General features: G+C 55.9%; 14 protein-coding genes and 2 tRNA genes. 15 read left to right on the forward strand and 1 reads right to left on the reverse strand.

What is annotated here, in order from left to right:
* The first annotated feature begins 54 nt into the window (after nucleotides 1-54).
* The 5 genes from dnaJ (at nucleotide 55) to greA (ending at nucleotide 7,202) form a co-directional block, all read left to right on the forward strand.
* Nucleotides 55-1,179, forward strand: a complete 1,125-nt coding sequence (dnaJ, locus tag GHO41_RS05160; RefSeq protein WP_048373247.1) for a molecular chaperone DnaJ — start codon at nucleotides 55-57, stop codon at nucleotides 1,177-1,179.
* 10 nt (nucleotides 1,180-1,189) lie between these two features.
* Entirely contained in the window at nucleotides 1,190-1,996 is an 807-nt protein-coding gene (gene dapB / locus GHO41_RS05165; protein ID WP_048385673.1) for a 4-hydroxy-tetrahydrodipicolinate reductase, read from the forward strand.
* A 260-nt stretch (nucleotides 1,997-2,256) separates the two neighbouring features.
* Nucleotides 2,257-3,393 carry a glutamine-hydrolyzing carbamoyl-phosphate synthase small subunit gene (gene carA, locus GHO41_RS05170; protein WP_153433109.1) on the forward strand — a complete coding sequence of 379 codons (1,137 nt, stop codon included), beginning with the start codon at nucleotides 2,257-2,259 and terminating at the stop codon, nucleotides 3,391-3,393.
* Between the two features lie 114 nt (nucleotides 3,394-3,507).
* Nucleotides 3,508-6,729, forward strand: coding sequence for a carbamoyl-phosphate synthase large subunit (gene carB, locus GHO41_RS05175; protein ID WP_153433110.1), 3,222 nt, complete (start codon nucleotides 3,508-3,510; stop codon nucleotides 6,727-6,729).
* Nucleotides 6,726-7,202 carry a transcription elongation factor GreA gene (gene greA, locus GHO41_RS05180; protein ID WP_048373254.1) on the forward strand — a complete coding sequence of 159 codons (477 nt, stop codon included), beginning with the start codon at nucleotides 6,726-6,728 and terminating at the stop codon, nucleotides 7,200-7,202. Before carB ends, greA begins: the two co-directional genes overlap by 4 nt.
* Nucleotides 7,203-7,494: 292 nt before the next feature.
* On the opposite strand, the gene yhbY is transcribed toward greA, so the two are convergent.
* Nucleotides 7,495-7,803, reverse strand: a complete 309-nt coding sequence (gene yhbY, locus GHO41_RS05185) for a ribosome assembly RNA-binding protein YhbY (protein ID WP_048373256.1) — start codon at nucleotides 7,801-7,803, stop codon at nucleotides 7,495-7,497.
* Between the two features lie 105 nt (nucleotides 7,804-7,908).
* Here yhbY and rlmE point away from each other — a divergent pair, with 105 nt between their 5' ends.
* The 10 genes from rlmE to nusA all read left to right on the forward strand — a co-directional run bounded on the left by rlmE (nucleotide 7,909) and on the right by nusA (nucleotide 16,506).
* A complete protein-coding gene (gene rlmE / locus GHO41_RS05190) occupies nucleotides 7,909-8,559 on the forward strand; it encodes a 23S rRNA (uridine(2552)-2'-O)-methyltransferase RlmE (protein WP_019410404.1) in 651 nt (216 codons plus the stop codon).
* Between the two features lie 190 nt (nucleotides 8,560-8,749).
* A complete protein-coding gene (ftsH, locus tag GHO41_RS05195) occupies nucleotides 8,750-10,663 on the forward strand; it encodes an ATP-dependent zinc metalloprotease FtsH (protein WP_048373258.1) in 1,914 nt (637 codons plus the stop codon).
* Nucleotides 10,664-10,671: 8 nt separating this feature from the next.
* Nucleotides 10,672-11,523: a dihydropteroate synthase gene (gene folP, locus GHO41_RS05200; protein WP_153327489.1), complete on the forward strand. Its 852-nt coding sequence runs from the start codon at nucleotides 10,672-10,674 to the stop codon at nucleotides 11,521-11,523.
* 16 nt (nucleotides 11,524-11,539) lie between these two features.
* Nucleotides 11,540-12,877: a phosphoglucosamine mutase gene (gene glmM / locus GHO41_RS05205; protein WP_153433111.1), complete on the forward strand. Its 1,338-nt coding sequence runs from the start codon at nucleotides 11,540-11,542 to the stop codon at nucleotides 12,875-12,877.
* A 66-nt stretch (nucleotides 12,878-12,943) separates the two neighbouring features.
* Nucleotides 12,944-13,699 carry a triose-phosphate isomerase gene (tpiA, locus tag GHO41_RS05210; protein ID WP_153390577.1) on the forward strand — a complete coding sequence of 252 codons (756 nt, stop codon included), beginning with the start codon at nucleotides 12,944-12,946 and terminating at the stop codon, nucleotides 13,697-13,699.
* Between the two features lie 4 nt (nucleotides 13,700-13,703).
* The gene (gene secG, locus GHO41_RS05215; protein WP_048373267.1) at nucleotides 13,704-14,087 is read left to right on the forward strand and encodes a preprotein translocase subunit SecG; all 384 of its coding nucleotides are present in this window, start codon (nucleotides 13,704-13,706) and stop codon (nucleotides 14,085-14,087) included.
* A gap of 29 nt (nucleotides 14,088-14,116) precedes the next feature.
* Nucleotides 14,117-14,202 (forward strand) — tRNA-Leu (locus GHO41_RS05220).
* A gap of 97 nt (nucleotides 14,203-14,299) precedes the next feature.
* Nucleotides 14,300-14,376 (forward strand) — tRNA-Met (locus GHO41_RS05225).
* A gap of 142 nt (nucleotides 14,377-14,518) precedes the next feature.
* Complete coding sequence (gene rimP / locus GHO41_RS05230) at nucleotides 14,519-14,977, forward strand: ribosome maturation factor RimP (RefSeq protein ID WP_048373269.1); 459 nt, start codon at nucleotides 14,519-14,521, stop codon at nucleotides 14,975-14,977.
* A 47-nt stretch (nucleotides 14,978-15,024) separates the two neighbouring features.
* Nucleotides 15,025-16,506, forward strand: a complete 1,482-nt coding sequence (gene nusA / locus GHO41_RS05235) for a transcription termination factor NusA (RefSeq protein WP_153433112.1) — start codon at nucleotides 15,025-15,027, stop codon at nucleotides 16,504-16,506.
* Nucleotides 16,507-16,525 lie beyond the last annotated feature (19 nt).

Raw genomic sequence — 16,525 nt, forward strand, 5'->3', positions numbered from 1 at the left:
GTTTGGTGAGGCTCGGGAGGGTTCTTCCAAACGTCCTTGAGAGTGCAAAGAATTATGGCAAAGCGCGACTATTACGAAGTATTGGGTGTCGAACGGACCACCACTGTGGTCGAGCTGAAAAAAGCTTATCGTCGTCTCGCAATGAAACACCACCCGGACCGTAACCCGGGTGACAAGGCCTCTGAAGAGCTGTTTAAAGAGGCTAACGAAGCGTATGAAGTGCTGTCTGATACCAGCAAGCGTGCTGCTTATGACCAATACGGTCATGCGGGTGTTGATCCGCAAATGGGCGGCGGCGGTGCAGGTTTTGGTGGTCAGAACTTCTCCGATATTTTCGGCGATGTGTTCAGTGATTTCTTTGGCGGTGGCCGTGGCGGCTCCCGGGGCGGCGCGCAGCGCGGTAGCGATTTGCGCTATACGCTGGAGCTGAACCTGGAAGAAGCGGTGCGCGGGACTACGGTCAATATTCGTGTGCCGACGCTGGTCAACTGCAAGCCATGTGACGGTTCGGGCGCGAAGAAGGGTTCATCGCCTGTGACCTGTACCACCTGTGGCGGTATTGGCCAGGTGCGCATGCAGCAAGGTTTCTTCTCTGTGCAGCAGACCTGCCCGCGTTGCCATGGTCAGGGCAAGATCATTTCCGACCCGTGCGAAAGCTGCAATGGCGACGGTCGCGTAGAGGAATACAAAACCCTGTCCGTGAAAGTACCTGCGGGTGTTGATACGGGTGACCGTATCCGTCTGTCGGGTGAAGGCGAGGCGGGTGTTCAGGGTGGCCCGGCGGGTGACCTGTATGTGGTGATCGAGGTGCGTGAGCACGCGATTTTCCAGCGCGATGGCAAACATCTGTTCTGCGAAGTGCCTATCAGCTTTGCTGATGCGGCGCTGGGTGCAGAGCTGGAAGTGCCGACGCTGGATGGTCGGGTCAAGCTCAAAGTGCCTGAAGGTACACAAACCGGTAAGCAATTCCGTCTGCGTGGCAAGGGTGTATCCCCGGTGCGTGGCGGTGGCGTTGGCGACTTGATGTGCCGCGTCGTGGTCGAGACCCCGGTGAAGTTGAGCCGTCGTCAGCGCGAGCTGATGGAAGAGTTCCGCTCGACACTGGAAGGCGATAGCTGCCATTCGCCAAACGCGACCGGTTGGTTCGAAGGCGTGAAGCGCTTCTTCGGCGACTTATAAGGAGCGGGGCATGCGACGTATAGCTGTGATGGGCGCTGCCGGGCGCATGGGCAAAACCCTGATTGACGCGGTTCAGCAGCGCTCGCCGGTGTGCGGGCTGACGGCGGCAATTGTCCGTCCGGGCAGTTCGCTGGTGGGCGCTGATGCGGGTGAGCTGGTGTCGCTCGGGCGAATTGGCGTGCCGTTGTCTGCAAGCCTTGAAGACGTGGCAGATGAGTTCGATGTGTTGATCGATTTCACCCTGCCTGAGGTGATGCTCGGCAATCTGGCGTTCTGCCGTCAGGCGGGCAAGGCCATGGTCATTGGCACCACGGGCTTGAATGCTGCGCAAAAGCAGTTGTTGGTTGACGCAGCCAAAGACATCCCGGTGGTCTTTGCTTCGAATTTCAGTGTTGGCGTTAACCTATCGTTCAAGCTACTGGATATCGCAGCGCGGGTGATGGGTGATGATGCCGACATTGAAATCATCGAAGCGCACCACCGTCACAAAGTCGACGCGCCGTCGGGCACGGCCATGCGCATGGGCGAAGTGATTGCCGATGCGCTGGGGCGTGATCTGCAGAAGGTTGCCGTTTATGGTCGTGAGGGCCATACCGGTGCGCGTGAACACGAGACGATCGGTTTTGCGACCGTTCGTGGCGGTGATGTGGTGGGTGACCATACGGTGCTGTTTGCGGCCGAGGGTGAGCGTTTGGAAATCACCCACAAGGCATCCAGCCGCATGACCTTCGCCAAGGGCGCTGTTCGCGCTGCTCAGTGGCTCGATGGGCGCGAGCCCGGCCTGTACGACATGCAGGATGTACTCGACCTGCGTTGAATCATCTTTGTAAAATCGGGCTGTTGCAGCCGCAACAGTTCGATTTTCAACCGCTAAGCGATGATCTGTCGCATTCCTCTGCCTTTTGGGCTCTTTTAGCGGTAGACCAAAAAAGCCTTTTTCTGTAAGCTACAGCTTTAGTGTGTCCACTAAAAGCGCGCAGATAATTCGATGAAGAAGCGGGGTGACGTGTCCATACGTCACTCCGCTTTTTTACAACCTGCGATCGCCCTTTCAGGCTTTATTTACGGGAGGTCTTCTTGACTAAGCAAGCCATACTCGCCCTCGCTGATGGCAGCATTTTTCGCGGCGAAGCCATTGGGGCCGACGGTCAGACCGTTGGTGAGGTGGTGTTTAACACCGCAATGACTGGCTACCAGGAAATCCTGACGGATCCTTCCTACGCTCAGCAAATCGTGACCCTGACTTACCCGCATGTTGGCAATACCGGCACTACACCGGAAGATGCCGAGTCTGATCGTGTTTGGTCCGCAGGTTTGGTAATCCGTGATCTGCCGCTGGTTGCCAGCAACTGGCGTAACACAATGTCGCTGTCTGACTACCTGAAAGCCAACAATGTTGTGGCAATCGCCGGTATCGACACGCGCCGTCTGACCCGTATTTTGCGTGAGAAAGGCGCGCAAAACGGCTGCATCATGGCCGGTGACAACATTTCTGACGAGGCTGCGATTGCAGCGGCGCGCGGTTTCCCTGGCCTGAAAGGCATGGACCTGGCGAAAGTTGTCAGCACCGATAAAACTTATGAATGGCGTTCGAGCGTCTGGAGCCTGGCAACTGACAGCCATCCGACTATCGAAGCCAGCGATCTGCCTTACCACGTAGTGGCTTATGACTACGGCGTAAAGTGGAACATCCTGCGCATGTTGGTTGAGCGTGGCTGCCGCGTCACCGTTGTGCCGGCGCAAACGCCTGCCAGCGATGTGTTGGCGCTCAACCCGGATGGCGTGTTCCTGTCCAACGGCCCGGGTGACCCTGAGCCTTGCGACTACGCAATCACGGCTATTCAAGACGTGCTGAAGACAGAGATTCCGGTATTCGGTATCTGCCTGGGCCACCAGCTGCTGGCACTGGCTTCCGGCGCCAAGACGGTGAAAATGGGCCATGGCCACCACGGCGCGAACCACCCGGTTCAAGACCTGGACACCGGTGTTGTAATGATCACCAGCCAAAACCACGGTTTTGCGGTTGATGAGGCGACCCTGCCTGCCAACGTGCGTGCCATCCACAAGTCGCTGTTCGACGGTACCCTGCAAGGTATCGAGCGTACCGACAAGAGCGCTTTCAGCTTCCAGGGTCACCCTGAAGCAAGCCCTGGCCCGAACGACGTTGCGCCGCTGTTCGATCGCTTCATCAATGAGATGGCCAAGCGCCGCTGATCAGTCCTTTGTAATGAGTAGCCCAAGGCGGCCCCGAAATCGGCGGCCCCTTGTGCGGCTCAGGAACCTGATTGACGGCTTGCCGACTGACCTGCGGATTTGAGTGACAAACCCATGCCAAAACGTACAGACATTAAAAGCATCCTGATTCTCGGCGCTGGCCCGATTGTTATCGGCCAGGCGTGCGAATTCGACTACTCCGGCGCCCAGGCCTGTAAGGCTCTGCGTGAGGAGGGCTACCGCGTCATCCTGGTGAACTCTAACCCAGCCACCATCATGACCGACCCGGACATGGCCGATGCGACCTACATCGAGCCGATCAAGTGGCAAACGGTTGCCAAGATCATCGAAAAAGAGCGTCCAGACGCTCTGCTGCCCACCATGGGCGGCCAAACTGCTCTGAACTGCGCACTGGACCTGGAGCGCGAAGGCGTTCTGGAGAAGTTCGGCGTAGAAATGATCGGTGCCAACGCTGACACCATCGACAAGGCTGAAGACCGTTCGCGTTTCGACAAGGCCATGAAGTCCATCGGCCTGGATTGCCCGCGTTCCGGTATCGCGCACAGCATGGAAGAGGCCAACGCGGTTCTCGAAAAGCTGGGCTTTCCGTGCATCATTCGTCCGTCCTTCACCATGGGCGGCACCGGTGGCGGTATCGCTTACAACCGTGAAGAGTTCGAAGAGATCTGCTCTCGCGGTCTGGACCTGTCGCCAACCAAAGAGCTGCTGATCGACGAATCGCTGATCGGTTGGAAAGAGTACGAAATGGAGGTTGTCCGCGATAAGAAGGACAACTGCATCATCGTTTGCTCGATCGAAAACTTTGACCCGATGGGCGTGCACACCGGTGACTCGATCACCGTGGCTCCGGCACAAACCCTGACCGACAAAGAATACCAAATCATGCGTAACGCCTCGTTGGCGGTACTGCGTGAGATCGGCGTTGAAACCGGCGGTTCCAACGTTCAGTTCGGTATTTGCCCGAACACTGGCCGTATGGTCGTGATCGAGATGAACCCGCGTGTATCCCGCTCTTCGGCGCTGGCTTCCAAAGCCACTGGCTTCCCGATTGCGCGTATCGCCGCCAAACTGGCGATTGGCTACACCCTGGACGAACTGCAAAACGAAATCACCGGCGGCGCGACCCCGGCGTCCTTCGAGCCGTCCATCGACTACGTTGTGACCAAACTGCCACGCTTTGCTTTCGAGAAGTTCTCTAAAGCCGATGCACGCCTGACCACGCAAATGAAGTCCGTGGGTGAAGTGATGGCCATCGGCCGTACTTTCCAGGAGTCGTTGCAAAAAGCCCTTCGCGGTCTGGAAGTGGGCGTTAGCGGTCTTGATCCAAAGCTGGACTTGAGCAACCCGGAAAGCATGGCTGTGCTCAAGCGCGAGCTGACGGTGCCGGGCGCCGAGCGTATCTGGTACGTTGCTGACGCGTTCCGTGCGGGCATGACGGTCGAAGACATTTTCGGCATGAACATGATCGACCCTTGGTTCCTGGTGCAGATCGAAGATCTGATCAAGGACGAAGAAAAGATCAAGACCATGGGTCTGTCTGCGATCGATCGCGACACCATGTACCGCCTCAAGCGCAAAGGCTTCTCCGATGCACGTCTGGCTGTATTGCTGGGTGTGACCGAGAAGAACCTGCGTCGTCACCGTCACAAGCTGGAAGTGTTCCCGGTTTACAAGCGTGTTGACACCTGCGCGGCTGAGTTCGCTACTGACACCGCTTACATGTACTCGACCTATGAGGAAGAGTGCGAAGCCAACCCGTCGGACCGTGACAAGATCATGATCCTGGGTGGCGGTCCTAACCGTATCGGTCAGGGTATCGAGTTCGACTACTGCTGCGTTCACGCGGCGCTGGCGTTGCGTGCCGATGGTTACGAAACCATCATGGTTAACTGCAACCCGGAAACAGTTTCGACCGACTACGACACCTCGGATCGTCTGTACTTCGAATCCGTGACCCTCGAAGACGTGCTGGAAATCGTGCGTGTCGAGAAGCCTAAGGGCGTGATCGTTCAGTACGGCGGCCAAACTCCGCTGAAACTGGCGCGTGCGCTGGAAGAAGCCGGCGTGCCGATCATCGGTACCAGCCCTGACGCCATCGACCGTGCAGAAGACCGTGAGCGCTTCCAGCAAATGGTTGAGCGCCTGAACCTGCGTCAGCCGCCAAACGCCACTGTGCGCAGCGAAGACGAAGCGATTCGTGCGGCCGGCAAGATCGGTTACCCGCTGGTTGTTCGTCCGTCCTACGTGTTGGGCGGTCGTGCGATGGAAATCGTGTACGAAGAAGAAGAACTCAAGCGTTACCTGCGCGATGCGGTGAAAGTGTCCAACGACAGCCCGGTGCTGCTGGACCACTTCCTCAACTGCGCAATCGAAATGGACGTTGATGCGGTCTGTGACGGCACTGACGTTGTGATCGGCGCGATCATGCAGCACATCGAACAGGCTGGCGTTCACTCAGGTGACTCTGCCTGCTCGCTGCCGCCGTACTCGCTGCCGCTGCACATCCAGGACGAGATGCGTGAGCAGGTCAAGAAAATGGCATTGGAGCTGGGTGTAGTCGGCCTGATGAACGTGCAATTGGCCCTGCAAGGCGAAGATATCTACGTGATCGAAGTGAACCCGCGTGCTTCGCGTACCGTTCCTTTCGTGTCCAAGTGCATCGGTGTCTCCCTGGCAATGATCGCTGCACGCGTGATGGCCGGTAAGACCCTGAAAGAAATCGGCTTCACTAAAGAAATCATTCCTGACTTCTACAGTGTGAAAGAGGCGGTCTTCCCGTTCGCCAAATTCCCTGGTGTTGACCCGATCCTCGGCCCAGAGATGAAGTCCACCGGTGAAGTGATGGGCGTGGGCGACACCTTCGGTGAGGCCTTTGCCAAGGCGCAAATGGGCGCGAGCGAAGTGCTGCCGACTGGCGGTACTGCGTTTATCAGCGTGCGTGACGACGACAAGCCACTGGTGGCTGCTGTTGCGCGTGATCTGATCGACCTCGGCTTTGAAATCGTGTCGACGGTGGGTACTGCCAAGTTCATCGAAGCCGCCGGCTTGAAAGTGCGTCGCGTGAACAAGGTGACTGAAGGCCGCCCTCACGTTGTCGACATGATCAAAAACGACGAAGTGACGTTGATTATCAACACCACTGAAGGTCGTCAGTCGATTGCTGACTCTTACTCCATCCGCCGCAACGCTCTGCAGCACAAGATTTACTGCACCACGACTATTGCTGCTGGCGCGGCGATCTGTGAAGCGCTTAAATTCGGTCCTGAAAAAACCGTACGTCGCTTGCAGGATCTACACGCAGGATTGAAGGCATGATCAAATACCCAATGACGGTCCAGGGCGCGAAAGCCCTGGAAGAAGAGCACACTCATCTGACCAAGGTTGTGCGGCCCAAGCTGAGCCAGGATATCGGCACGGCGCGTGAGCTGGGTGACCTTAAGGAAAACGCTGAATACCATGCTGCCCGTGAGCAGCAAGGTATGGTTGAGGCGCGTATTCGTGATATCGAAGGCCGCATGCAGAACGCGGTCATCATTGATGTCACGACTATCCCGCATACCGGCAAAGTGATTTTCGGTACCACGGTTGAAATCGCGAACGTTGAAACTGACGAATCCGTGACGTATCAGATCGTGGGTGAGGATGAGGCTGACATTAAGCTCGGAAAAATCTCTGTGGGTTCGCCCATTGCTCGCGCCTTGATTGCCAAGGAAGAGGGTGACGTGGTCGCGGTGAAAACACCGAGTGGCGTCATTGAGTACGAGATTGTTGAAGTGCGTCATATCTAAGTAACAGCGCCCGCTTCGTGCGGGCGTTCTGCTTTGGCCGTCAGCCCGGATGTTGCGGGTTGGCAGCTGGCAGGTGCAGTACAACGAATGTGTACGATGCTGGTCACAACCGATTGGCATCGCTGATGTACAAGGCGCCCGTCAGTACGCGTTACAGCGTTTTGAGGGTGGCTGTCGGCGGGAGGTGTTGCGTTGGGCGGATCTTATTGTCTGATGCATTGCGCGGGCAGTTTTGCTATTGCTAAGCAAGAGTGTCAGGGCGCGCCAGGCGCACCCTTGACTCCTGTCGGCATCACTTGAAGCGATGGATGTTCGACAGGTTCTTGTTAACATTGACGTTCTTGCGGTACAGAAGCGCCATTTTGCCGATAATCTGTACCAGTTCCGCTTTGCCGGCCTTGCAGAGTTCTGCAATGGCTTCCAGGCGAGACTCGCGGTCCAGGATGTTGACTTTGATTTTAATCAACTCGTGATCGCCCAATGCGCGTTCGAGTTCGGCTAAAACACCTTCAGTCAAACCATTATCAGCCACAGTCAATACTGGTTTCAGATGGTGGCCAATGGATTTGTACTGTTTCTTCTGCTCTTGAGTGAGCGGCATAATCTGACCCCTGTGTCTGATCTTGTAAAAGCGGCGGCCAGTTTACCCGAGCGAGTCCGGGACCGCCCAGTTAATCACGACCCGTTTATATTTTTGAGGTGCCCCGTGGCCCGTTCCAAGACTAGCCTTAACTGGCTGAAAGAGCATTTCAACGACCCATACGTCAAAATGGCGCAAAAGGATGGGTACCGCTCGCGTGCAAGTTACAAGCTGCTGGAGATCCAGGAGCGTGACCGTTTGATCCGTCCGGGCATGACCGTAATTGACCTGGGCGCGGCCCCGGGTGGCTGGTCGCAGGTGACCAGTCGTCTGATTGGTGGCCAAGGGCGTTTGATCGCTTCCGACATTCTGGACATGGACAGCATCCCGGACGTGACCTTCATTAAAGGTGACTTTACTGAGGACGCCGTTCTGGCCCAGATTCTCGAAGCCGTCGGAAATACACAGGTAGACCTTGTGATTTCAGATATGGCCCCCAATATGAGTGGATTGGCCGCCGTAGATATGCCGCGTGCAATGTTCCTTTGCGAATTGGCACTGGATCTTGCCGGGCGTGTACTGCGTCCAGGTGGTGATTTCTTGATCAAGGTCTTTCAGGGTGAAGGCTTCGACCAATACCACAAAGACATCCGCAAACTTTTTGATAAAGTGCAGATGCGCAAGCCGACGTCGTCACGAGACCGGTCTCGCGAGCAGTATTTATTGGGGCGCGGCTTCCGCGGCATCGAAGGTTCGGCCAGCGATGAGCGTCTCTAACTGAAGTGATAGCTTTTTTTGTATCGCTTTACAGAACTGACATAACGAATATTGTGTAGGCAAGTTTCACAAAGGGTTACAGACGGAGCCTGCAAGGGTTGTAGGCAATGTAGTAAGTTATGCCGGTGAATATCATGCGAAGCACGCTTCAATAGCGGGGCTTGCTTCAGAGGGTAGCTAATTGAACGATATGGCAAAGAATCTGATCCTGTGGTTGATCATCGCAGCTGTCTTGGTGACGGTGATGAACAACTTCTCCAGTCCAAACGAGCCACAAACCCTCAACTATTCCGACTTCATCCAGCAAGTTAAGGATGGCAAAGTCGAGCGCGTTGCCGTGGATGGCTACGTGATCACCGGCAAACGCAGTGATGGCGATACCTTCAAAACCATTCGTCCTGCTATTCAGGACAACGGTTTGATCGGCGATCTGGTTGATAACCATGTGACCGTAGAAGGCAAACTGCCTGAGCAGCAAAGCATCTGGACTCAATTGCTGGTAGCGAGCTTCCCGATTCTGGTGATCATCGCGGTCTTCATGTTCTTCATGCGTCAAATGCAGGGCGGTGCCGGCGGTAAAGGCGGCCCGATGAGCTTTGGCAAGAGCAAGGCGCGTCTGTTATCAGAAGACCAGGTCAAAACGACCCTGGCTGATGTAGCAGGCTGCGACGAAGCGAAAGAAGAAGTGGGCGAGCTGGTTGAGTTCCTCCGTGATCCGGGCAAGTTCCAGCGCCTGGGCGGCAAAATTCCTCGTGGCGTGCTGATGGTTGGCCCGCCGGGTACCGGTAAAACCTTGCTCGCCAAGGCGATTGCTGGCGAAGCGAAAGTACCGTTCTTTACGATTTCTGGTTCTGACTTCGTTGAAATGTTCGTGGGTGTCGGTGCAAGCCGTGTTCGCGACATGTTTGAACAAGCTAAAAAGCACGCACCTTGCATCATCTTCATCGACGAAATCGACGCTGTCGGTCGTCACCGTGGCGCCGGTATGGGCGGCGGTCATGATGAGCGTGAGCAGACCCTCAACCAGTTGCTGGTTGAGATGGACGGCTTTGAAATGAATGACGGCATCATTGTGATTGCCGCAACCAACCGCCCTGACGTACTCGACCCTGCGCTGCTGCGTCCAGGCCGTTTTGACCGTCAGGTGGTGGTGGGCCTGCCGGACATCCGTGGTCGTGAGCAGATCCTCAAAGTGCACATGCGTAAAGTGCCGGTGGGTGATGACGTTCAGCCGGGTGTGATTGCACGGGGTACGCCAGGGTTTTCGGGTGCAGACCTCGCGAACCTGGTGAACGAGGCTTCCTTGTTCGCTGCGCGTACCGGTAAACGCATTGTTGAAATGAAAGAGTTTGAGCTGGCCAAAGACAAAATCATGATGGGCGCCGAGCGCAAATCGATGGTGATGTCGGATAAAGAGAAGCGCAACACGGCGTATCACGAAGCGGGCCACGCTATCGTCGGTCGTGTGGTGCCAGAGCATGACCCGGTTTACAAAGTTTCGATCATTCCGCGTGGTCGTGCCCTGGGCGTGACGATGTTCTTGCCGGAAGAGGATCGCTACAGCCTCTCCAAGCGTGCTTTGATCAGCCAGATCTGCTCGCTCTACGGCGGTCGTATTGCTGAAGAGATGACCTTGGGCTTTGACGGTGTTACCACCGGCGCCTCCAACGACATCATGCGTGCGAGCCAGATTGCGCGGAACATGGTGACCAAGTGGGGCTTGTCCGAGAAGCTGGGCCCGTTGATGTACGCCGAGGATGACGAGTCTTACCTGGGCCGTGGCGGTGGTGGTCAGGGTGCGAACGTTTCGGGCGAGACAGCCAAGCTGATTGACTCTGAAGTGCGCAGCATCATTGATGAGTGCTACGGCACGGCCAAGCAGATCCTCACGGACAACCGTGACAAGCTTGAAGCCATGGCTGATGCACTGATGAAGTACGAGACGATTGATGCTGATCAGATCGACGACATCATGGCGGGACGCACGCCACGCGAGCCGCGTGATTGGGATGACAGCGGCAAGGGCACTCCGACGCCTCCGCCGACCCTGGACAAGACCGATCGTCCAGAAGCGCCTATCGGCGGTCCTGCAGCTGATCACTAAGGCTTGAAATGACTTCTGTTCAGTCCCTGACCCGGTTGCCTTGCGGCAACCGGGTTCTTGATTTGGCCCATACGCATGTTATGGGTATTCTCAACGTTACCCCTGATTCCTTTTCTGACGGTGGTCGCTTTGCGCCGGCGGATTCGGCTGTGCGCCATGCAGAGTCGATGGTGCTGGCGGGCGCAACCCTCATTGATGTCGGGGGGGAGTCGACGCGTCCGGGTGCCCGTGTAGTCCTGGCACAGGAAGAGCTTGATCGGGTCGCCCCTGTAGTTGAGCGCATCAGTCGTGAACTAGATGTGATTATCTCGGTCGATACCTCCACGCCAATCGTCATGACGGAAGTTGCGCGCCTCGGTGCGGGGCTTATCAATGATGTTCGCTCGTTACGTCGTGAAGGTGCCTTGCAGGCTGCTGCAGCTACAGGTTTGCCGGTGTGCTTGATGCACATGTTGGGCGAGCCGGGCGATATGCAGGATAATCCGCAATACACGGATCTGGTGGGTGAGGTCTCGGCGTTTCTGCTGGAGCGTACCCGGCAATGCGTTGCGGCCGGTATTGCGCCAGAGCGTATTGTGCTGGACCCAGGGTTTGGCTTTGCAAAAACACTGCAACATAACCTCAGCTTGTTCAAGCATATGGAGGCCCTGCATGCGTTGGGGCGGCCTTTGCTGGTGGGTGTGTCGCGTAAAAGTATGATTGGTCAGGCGTTGAATCGGCCTGTCACTGAGCGCTTGTCTGGCAGCCTTGCGCTGGCGGCACTTGCCGTGACCAAGGGCGCGCGTATTTTGCGTGTCCATGATGTAGCCGAAACGGTTGATGTGGTACGGATGATCGCAGCGGTAGAGTCCGCCGACTAAGAATGATGGAGCACTTATGACGAAGAAGTATTTTGGCACCGACGGTATTCGCGGTCGCGTCGGCGTTTATCCGATTACCCCGGATTTCATGCTCAAGTTGGGTTGGGCAGCGGGTATGGCGTTTCGTAGCATGGGTGCTTGTCGGATTCTGGTGGGCAAGGACACGCGTATTTCCGGTTACATGTTTGAATCGGCACTGGAAGCGGGCCTGTCGGCTGCGGGTGCAGATGTCATGCTTCTGGGGCCAATGCCGACACCGGCCATTGCGTACCTCACGCGAACTTTTCATGCCGAAGCCGGCATCGTGATCAGTGCGTCGCACAATCCTCATGACGACAACGGCATCAAGTTTTTCTCGGGTGAGGGTACCAAGCTCCCCGATGAAGTTGAGCTGATGATCGAAGAGTTGCTCGACGCGCAGATGACCGTTGTGGACTCGGACAAGCTTGGCAAAGTGTCGCGTATCAATGATGCGTCCGGTCGCTATATCGAATTCTGCAAAAGCAGTGTGCCGACCAGTACCAACTTTAGCGGCCTGAAAGTGGTTCTCGACTGCGCCCACGGTGCGACCTACAAGGTTGCCCCTAGCGTGTTCAAAGAGCTGGGCGCCAACGTTACGGTGTTGTCGGCCCAGCCCAATGGTTTGAACATCAACGACAACTGCGGCTCGACGCATATGGAGTCGTTGCAGGCGGCTGTGCTGGCTGAAAAAGCAGACCTGGGTATCGCCTTCGACGGCGACGGTGACCGCGTGCTGATGGTGGATCACACGGGCGCCATTGTTGATGGTGACGAGTTGCTGTTCATCATTGCGCGAGACCTGCATGAGCGCGGCAAGCTGCAGGGTGGTGTGGTGGGCACGCTGATGAGCAACCTGGGGCTTGAGCTGGCCTTGGCTGACCTGGGTATTCCGTTTGTACGTGCCGGTGTCGGTGACCGTTATGTGATTGCTACACTGCAAGAGCGTGACTGGCAGATCGGTGGTGAAAACTCCGGACATATCGTTTGCTTCCAGCACACCACAACCGGCGATGCGATTATTGCGGCGCTGCAAGTGTTGTTGGCGCTGCGCCGTCGTGGTGAAAGCCTCGCTCAAGCGCGTCAAGCGCTGCGCAAATGCCCGCAAGTACTGTTGAACGTGCGTTTTAGCGGGGGCGTCAATCCAGTTGAGCACCCGGCTGTAAAAGAAGCGTGTGCACGTGTTACCGATGAAATGAAAGGCCGTGGCCGCGTGTTGCTGCGCAAGTCTGGCACTGAGCCTTTGGTGCGTGTCATGGTCGAAGGTGACGACGAAAACATGGTTCGCGGCTACGCAGAAGAGCTGACAAAGCTAGTAAGTGAAGTTTGTGCCTGATTTCGGCTTGCAAGCGTTGATTTGGTTGGGTAACATCTGCGCCCACTTTGACCGACGAGGTAAAGCATGCGTCGCACTATGGTAGCTGGTAACTGGAAGATGCACGGTACCCGCGCCAGCGTCGCTGAGCTGATCGATGGTCTGCGTAATCTGGACTTGCCGAGTGATGTTGAAATCGCGGTATTCCCGTCTGACTTGTTTATTGATCGTGTAATCAATGGCTTGGAAGATACGCCAATATCGGTTGGCGCTCAGGATGCTGCGATAGACTCCAAGCAAGGTGCGCTGACTGGGGAGATATCTCCAAGCCAGTTGGTGGATGCGGGTTGTGAGCTGGTGTTGATAGGGCACTCTGAGCGACGCCTGATTTTAGGTGAGTCGGACGAGACGCTGAATCGCAAGTTTGCAGCTGCTCAAGCTTCTGGCTTAACGCCGGTGTTGTGCATAGGGGAGACTCTGGCGCAGCGCGAAGCGGGGCAAACGCTTGAGGTTGTAGAGCGTCAACTGAACGCTGTCATTGATGAGTTCGGTATTGATGTCTTTGCAAGCGCAGTGATTGCATACGAGCCGGTCTGGGCTATTGGTACCGGGCTGACTGCAACACCGCAGCAAGCGCAAGATGTGCATGCGGCCATTCGCGCACAGCTGGCGCAGAAGAATCCTGAAGTGGCACAAGGTGTGCGGCTTCTATACGGCGGCAGCGTGAAGGCGGCCAATGCGGTCGAACTGTTCAGCATGCCGGATATCGATGGGGGGCTCATTGGTGGGGCTTCCCTGAATGCAGATGAGTTCGGTGCGATTTGTCGCGCCGCGGGAAACTGAGAAAATGCTGGAAACAGTCGTAGTGGTTTTTCATCTGTTGGCTGCATTGGGTGTAATTACCCTGGTATTGCTGCAACAGGGTAAAGGTGCGGATGCTGGAGCATCTTTCGGAGCAGGTGCATCAAATACTGTGTTCGGAAGCCAAGGTTCCTCTACCTTTCTTAGTAAGTTTACTGCTATACTTGCCGCAGGTTTTTTCATAACCAGCTTAGGGTTAGGTTACTTTGCTAAAGAGAAAGCTCATGAGCTGACTCAAGTAGGTTTGCCAGATCCAGCAGTGTTGGAAGCACCAAAGCAAAAACCGGCTTCAGATGATGTGCCGGTGCTTAATGAGCAAAAGTCGGCTACTCCAGCGACTGACGTACCTCCAGCTCAAGAGCAAAAGTAAAACGGGTTTCATGATGTAACTGTAGTATTGCCGAGGTGGTGGAATTGGTAGACACGCAACCTTGAGGTGGTTGTGCCCATAGGGTGTAGGGGTTCGAGTCCCCTTCTCGGTACCAATTATCAAGAATGCCCGCAGTTGCGGGCTTTCTTGTATGTGGAAGGCTGGAATTGACCCTGCAAAGGATCAGCCGTATACTTCCGCTCCAGCTTTGTCGCGGGATGGAGCAGTCTGGTAGCTCGTCGGGCTCATAACCCGAAGGTCGTCGGTTCAAATCCGGCTCCCGCAACCAGTTTTAGCGGAGCCCCTTTTTCAGGGGCTTTTTGTTAACTGGACACTTTATAGCGTCGATATTCAGCGACGTTTCAGAGATGGGCGATTCGCCCATTTTTTTATTTTGCACAGCATGCACAAACATGCACTAGGGGGTTCAGGTGTCGAGCAAGCTAGAAGAGTTGCAGGCCTTGTTGGCCCCGGTGGTCGTGGCCCTTGGCTATGAATGCTGGGGTATTGAATTTTCGGCTCAGGGCCGCCATTCAATGTTGCGTGTGTATATCGACAAAGAAGGCGGCGTATTGGTGGATGACTGCGCAATTGTCAGTCGTCAAATCAGTGGCGTTCTGGATGTCGAAGATCCTATCGCTGTTGAATACACCCTTGAAGTTTCCTCTCCTGGCATGGAACGCCCTCTGTTCACACTTGAACAGTTTGCCAAGTTTGTCGGTGAGCAAGTAAAGATCAAGCTGCGCTCACCCTTTGAAGGGCGACGCAACTTTCAGGGCCTTCTACGCGGTGTAGAGGAACAGGACGTTGTGGTGCAAGTGGATGACCACGAGTTCTTGTTGCCGATCGATATGATCGACAAGGCCAACATTATTCCCAGTTTTGACTGAGACGCGGATCCCGCGGATCCAATGGCTTGCGAAAGGCGAGGCGTACGATGAGCAAAGAAGTACTGCTGGTTGTTGAGTCGGTGTCCAATGAAAAGGGCGTACCGGCAAACGTAATTTTTGAAGCGCTGGAGCTGGCTCTGGCCACCGCTACCAAAAAGCGTTTTGAGGACGAAGTCGATCTGCGTGTGGAAATCAACCGCCACACCGGTAACTATGAGACTTTCCGTCGCTGGACTGTGGTCGAAGACGAAGATCTGGATGATCCAGCAATCGAGTTGGCGGTAGACCAGGCCCAGGCAAAACGGCCAGGTGCTGTAGCCGGCGAAGTTATCGAAGAGAAAATCGATTCCATCGAATTCGGTCGGATTGCTGCTCAAACGGCCAAACAGGTCATTGTGCAGAAGGTCCGCGAAGCTGAGCGTGCACAAGTAGTCGATGCTTATCGCGAGCGTTTGGGCGAGATCATTTCTGGCACCGTTAAAAAAGTGACACGTGACAACGTGATCGTCGATCTGGGTAACAACGCTGAAGCGTTGCTGGCCCGTGAAGACATCATCTCGCGTGAAACTTTCCGTGTTGGCGTACGCCTTCGCGCATTGCTGAAAGAAATTCGCACCGAGAACCGCGGTCCTCAACTGATTCTGTCGCGTACTGCGCCAGAGATGTTGATCGAGCTGTTCCGTATCGAAGTTCCAGAGATCTCCGAGGGCCTGATCGAAGTGATGGCGGCCTCCCGCGATCCTGGATCACGCGCTAAAATTGCCGTTCGCTCCAAAGACAAACGCATCGATCCGCAAGGTGCCTGCATTGGTATGCGTGGTTCACGCGTTCAGGCAGTGTCCGGCGAGTTGGGCGGAGAGCGAGTGGATATCGTCCTGTGGGATGACAACCCGGCGCAGTTCGTGATCAACGCGATGTCGCCAGCAGAAGTAGCGGCAATTATTGTCGACGAAGATGCCCATGCAATGGACATCGCCGTTGGCGCAGACAATCTGGCCCAGGCGATTGGTCGCGGCGGTCAGAACGTACGTTTGGCTAGCCAGTTGACTGGCTGGACCCTGAACGTGATGACCGAATCGGACATCCAGGCTAAGCAGCAAGCAGAAACCGGCGACATCCTGCGCAACTTCATCGAAGAGTTGGAAGTTGATGAAGAGTTGGCGCAGGTGCTGGTTGATGAAGGCTTCACCAGCCTGGAAGAGATTGCCTACGTACCGGTGGAAGAAATGCTCAACATCGACGGCTTTGACGAAGATATCGTCAACGAGCTTCGCGCTCGGGCCAAGGATCGTTTGTTGACTAAAGCCATCGCTACTGAGGAAAAGCTGGCAGACGCCCATCCGGCCGAAGACCTGCTCTCGCTTGAGGGTATGGACAAGGATTTGGCGATGGAACTGGCGGTGCGCGGCGTAATTACCCGCGAAGACCTGGCCGAGCAGTCTATTGACGACCTGCTCGACATCGACGGCATTGACGATGATCGTGCCGGCAAGTTGATCATGGCCGCCCGAGCCCATTGGTTCGAGTAATTAGGCGCGGCCTGAGGAG

The sequence above is a fragment of the Pseudomonas sp. FSL R10-0399 genome (assembly GCF_009600165.1).
Classification (GTDB): domain Bacteria; phylum Pseudomonadota; class Gammaproteobacteria; order Pseudomonadales; family Pseudomonadaceae; genus Aquipseudomonas; species Aquipseudomonas helleri.